Annotated in this window: 4 protein-coding genes; 1 reads left to right on the top strand and 3 read right to left on the bottom strand. The window is 71.3% G+C overall.

Annotation, left to right across the window (positions count from 1 at the left end; genetic code table 11):
* Window positions 1–329: 329 nt before the first annotated feature.
* A complete protein-coding gene (locus ACIRDX_RS20730) occupies window positions 330–923 on the top strand; it encodes a DNA-3-methyladenine glycosylase I (RefSeq protein ID WP_396627339.1) in 594 nt (197 codons plus the stop codon).
* A 121-nt stretch (window positions 924–1,044) separates the two neighbouring features.
* Here ACIRDX_RS20730 and ACIRDX_RS20725 read toward each other — a convergent pair whose 3' ends face one another.
* From ACIRDX_RS20725 to ACIRDX_RS20715, 3 genes are all read right to left on the bottom strand, one after another.
* Window positions 1,045–2,295 (bottom strand): RNA polymerase sigma factor, encoded by a 1,251-nt coding sequence (locus ACIRDX_RS20725; protein WP_396627338.1) that lies wholly within the window; start codon window positions 2,293–2,295, stop codon window positions 1,045–1,047.
* Window positions 2,279–2,638: a YciI family protein gene (locus tag ACIRDX_RS20720; RefSeq protein WP_396627337.1), complete on the bottom strand. Its 360-nt coding sequence runs from the start codon at window positions 2,636–2,638 to the stop codon at window positions 2,279–2,281. The genes ACIRDX_RS20725 and ACIRDX_RS20720 overlap by 17 nt, the downstream gene beginning before the upstream one ends.
* 113 nt (window positions 2,639–2,751) lie before the next feature.
* On the bottom strand, window positions 2,752–4,568 hold a 1,817-nt coding region (locus tag ACIRDX_RS20715; RefSeq protein WP_396627336.1), incomplete at its 5' end, for a translocation/assembly module TamB domain-containing protein.

Genomic DNA, 4,568 nt, shown 5'->3' with positions numbered 1-4,568 from the left:
CGCCGGCATCGCCGACGTGTACGACGCGATGACCAGCGACCGCAGCTACCAGCGCGCGATGAAGCCCGTGGATGCCCTCCACCTCATGACGACCCACCTGGCGTCGCACTTCGACCAGGAGCTCCTGGAACAGTTCGTCAGGACGCTCCGCGCCCCGACGACCTAGCGGGACGCGGGGGCTGGGGGCTGGGGGCTGGACGCCTTCGGCCCTTTCCCGACTCCCTTTTGCCTTTGGCCTTTGGCCTTCGGCATGAGGCATGAGGCATGAGGCATGAGGCATGAGTAGTTCGGAATGCGGCCGCGGCAGCATTCCGAACTACTCTCTCCCAATGCCCCGCTGTCCCTGGTGCGGTACGGACCCGCTCTACGTCGCCTATCACGATGAGGAATGGGGCGTCCCCGTGCACGACGACCGTGCCCTCTTCGAACTGCTGATCCTCGAGGGGGCGCAGGCGGGGTTGAGTTGGATCACCGTGCTCCGCAAGCGCGAGGCCTATCGCCGCGCCTTCGACGGCTTCGACATCGCGCGCGTCGCGGGCTATGGCGAAGACGACGTGGCCCGCCTCCTGGCCGACCCGGGCATCGTGCGCAATCGCCTGAAGATCCGCGGGGCCATCCGCACGGCGCGCGCCGTCCTCGACCTGCAGGCCACGCATGGCTCGCTCGACGCCTTCCTGTGGGCGTTCGTCGAGGGCACGCCTCGGGTGAACCGGCCAGCGACGATGTCCGACGTGCCTGCCGTCACGCCCACCGCGACGGCCATGAGCCGCGCGCTCGTCAAGGCGGGCGCCACCTTCGTCGGCCCGACCATCTGCTACGCCTTCATGCAGGCCGCAGGGTTGGTCGACGACCACCTGGCGGACTGCTGGGTCGCGACCGGAGGGCCGCGACCGCCCGTGGAGCCGGGCGCACCCGGGCGGTGACGCCTGCCGTCTCTCAGCCCGTGCCGGCAGCCGTTGCCGCGGGCAGCCTCATCGGCGTGGTCCCCGGGCTGGCACGCCTCTCCCCCATCGACGCCACGTCGGCGAGTGACGTGCGGTCTGGTCAGGGCGCGGCGAGCGAGTCGCGCCGCTCCAGCAACAGGCGGCGCTCCGGCGCGGAGCAGCTGCACGCCAGCGCGCGGTCGAACGCCGCCCGGGCCTCGTCACGCCGCCCGAGCGCGGCCAACAGCGAGCCCTCCACGGCGTGGGCCAGGTGGTACGCGGGCAACAGCGCGGTGATGCCGTCGCGCGCCAGGGCGTCGAGGGCCGCCGAAGCCCCCGCCACCCGCCACACGGCGACGGCCCGATTCAGCGCCACGACCGGCGAGGGCGTGAGCGCGAGGAGCCGGTCGTAGAGGCCGAGGATGCGGGGCCAGTCGGTCTGCCCGCCGTCCGCGGCGGCGTGCGTGATGACGATGGCAGCCTGCAGGTGATAGGCGGTCTCCTCCGGCCCCGTGATGCTGCGCGAGAACCACGCGAGCCCCTCCGACAACAGGGCGCCGTCCCACCGTGTCCGATCCTGGGCGTCGAGCAGCACCAGGTCGCCCTCGACGGTCGTCCGCGCGGCGAGTCGTGCGGCGTGCACCAGCATCAAGGCGAGGAGCGCGAACACGGGCGGGGCCGCCAGTGGGGGCGTCGTCGCGAGATGACGGGTCAGGCGCGTGGCCTCGAGGCACACATCCGGGCGCGTGAGCGACGCGCCGTCGTGCGTCGCGTAGCCCTCGTTGAACATCAGGTAGAGCGCCTCGAGCACGGCCGCCCGCCGCTCGGCCAGCGCCGCAGGGCCTGGCAGGTCCACGGCGACGTCACGGTCGCGAAGGGTCCGCTTGGCACGCACGAGCCGTTGGGCCACGGTGGCCTTCGGCTGCAGGAAGGCGCGTGCGATCTCGTCGACGCCGAAGCCGCACACGGTCTTCAGCGTCAGCGCGACGCGCACCTCCTGCGACAGCGCCGGATGGCAGGTCAGGAACATCAGGCACAGGTCGGCATCGCCGAACGGCAGGCGGCCTTCGTCGACCGCGTCGCGGTGCAGCGCCTCGAGGGCGGCCGTGATGGCCGTCTCCCGCTCGCGAAACCAGGTGTCGCGCCGCAGCGCATCGATGGCCAGCCGGCGCGCGACGGTGAACAGCCATGCCGCCGGTTGGTCGGGCACCCCATGGAGCGGCCAGCCCTGCAGGGCCCGCATCAGCGCCTCCTGGACCGCGTCCTCGGCCAGGTCGAGATGGCGGCCCCCCAGCACGCGGGTGAGGCGGGACACGATGCGCCCCGCCTCCTCCCTGAACAGGTGGGCGACCAGGTCAGGACTGCGCGCCACCCGTGTCCTCCAACTGCCGGATCTCGATGGAGCCGAGTTCCAGGTGCGGGCAGTCGCGCGTCAGCGCCACCGCCTCGTCGAAGGAGGCCGCGTGCACGACGAAGTAGCCGCCCACCAGTTCCTTGCCCTCGACGTAGGGCCCGTCGGTCACCGTCGAGCCGCCGCTCGCTCGCCGCACCACGCGCCCGGTGCGGTCGGTCAGCTTGCTGGCGCCGACCAGGGCCCCGCGCTGCGCCAGGCCGGCGGTCCAGTCCATGTAGCGCTGCATCAGCGCCTGCATGGCATCGGGCGCCATGTCCGGAAACGTATCGTCGTCGCGCAGCAGCAACAGGTACTTCGACATGACTGAGCTCTCTTCCCCAGGTCGCCAGGCAGCGGGTGCATCCCGCCGCGGCGCGCCTGTTCGTCATGGTGACGAACGGGGGCCGCGGAAATCGACATCCCCGACGCCGGACGCTAGAACGAGAAGTAGAACACCAGATCGACGCCGTACCGCTCGATGCGCTGCGTGAGCGATCGGTTGCCGGCGCTGAGGCCATCGCCCTCGGCCACGTTGCCCTGCAGGCGCAGGAAGTCGGCCAGCCGGTACTCGAGCAGGAACTGCGAGACCTGCTGGTTGCCGAACTGCTGCCGGAAGCGGAGGAAGAGATCCTGCGTGACCTGCTGGCCGATCACCACCGCCGGATTCACGCGCCCGGTGGGGTCGGTGGTCTCCACCTCGAACTGGTCGAGGTCGAGCGTGCTGCCGATCGCCTCGGCGAGCGGCGACACGACGAACCCGGCCGCGATGCCACCCGCCCGCTGTGCCAGCGAGTTCTGCTGGCCGGTGCCCAGCTGGTTGAGCGGCTGGTTGAAGACGATGAGCGCCAGGATGTCGCCTTCGTCGAGCGGGGGCGTGGACGAGAACGACAGCTCCGGCTTGCGCGCCGTGCCCTGAATCCGCACGCGGGCCTCCACGCCCTGGATGACCCGCTGGGCGGTGATGTCGAGTCGCGGGTCGATCTCCTCGTTGCCGCGGAAGAGGATCTGGCCGTCGCGGACGAGATCGAAACGGCGTCCCTGGTACGAGTAGATTCCCCGGACGGTGTTCACCGTCCCCAGCAGGACGACCGGCTTGCCGGCCGTCTTGGCGACGCGGAAGTTGCCGCCGAGGGTCGCGTTCAGGTCGCCCACGGACGCCCGCGCGGCCTCGATGCTCTGCCCGCGCACGACCAGGTTGTCGGGAATCCGCACCTGGATGTTCAGCGCCGTGTCGGCGAACACGCTGCTGGCGTCTGCTGCCGCGGCTGGGGCCGCGGAACCCGCAGCCGCCGCAGGCGTGCCCGACGCGCCGCCGCGCGTGGACGCTGGAGCGGCGGGCGCCGTGGACGCCACGGCCCCGGGTCGGCCTGGCGCCGGGTCGCCGGGCGGAGGCGCCGCGGGGCCGCCGGGGGCGGGAGGCGGCGAGGCCGGCACGGTGCCGACGACGAACGTGTTCTGGCCGGCCACCAACTGCGGGATGCGGTCGTCGTCGCCGAGCAGGTCGGGCACGATCTCGCCGCGAAGACGCGCCGTGGGAATGCCCTGGTACTCGGCCTGCGTCGCGTAGGCCGAGTCGGTGAACTGCGGCAGGATCTCGTCGAGCTCGAGGCGGCCATCGGACACCTGCAGGGTGCCCTCGACGACAGGCGCCAGCAGTGTGCCCGTGATCGTCAGGTCCGTGTCCAGGTCGAGGAGCCCGAACTCGTTGTCGAGGATGCGAAAGTCCTTGCCCTGCATCCGCAGCTTCACGGCTCGCGGCTGCTCACGACTGAGACCGAGTTCACCTTCCACGGTCAGCAGATCGCCGTTGTCGGTCTCGACGCCCAGTTCGCTGATGACCACGCGTTCCTGCTCGAACGAGAGCACGGCGTCGAGGTTCTTGTAGGTGACGCCGGTGAGCGGCAGCACGAACGTGCCCTTCATCATGAAGAGCGCGCCTTCGACGTGCGGATCACGACCGGACCCGGTCACCCTGACGTCCAGCTGCGCCTGCCCGCCCAGCCTGGTGATCTGCGGCGTGATGCCCTCGGCCAGGGCCAGGTCGATCGGCGTCGACACGATCGCCACGTCGATGCGGTCGGCGGCCGTCGGTGTGACGTGCCCGTCGGCCGGTCCCTCGAGGATCGTGAGCGGCACCACGCCCTTGGCCGTCAGCCGCGCGAAGCCGTCCTTCACGAGTTCGACGTCGACCAGCGCGAGGGTCCCGTCGAAGGTGACGCGCCCGCCGACGCGCTGGACGTCGATGTTGCGCA

The sequence above is a fragment of the Luteitalea sp. genome, from assembly GCF_044337415.1.
Lineage (GTDB): Bacteria > Acidobacteriota > Vicinamibacteria > Vicinamibacterales > Vicinamibacteraceae > Luteitalea.
This window is presented reverse-complemented; position numbering and strand designations above follow the sequence as displayed.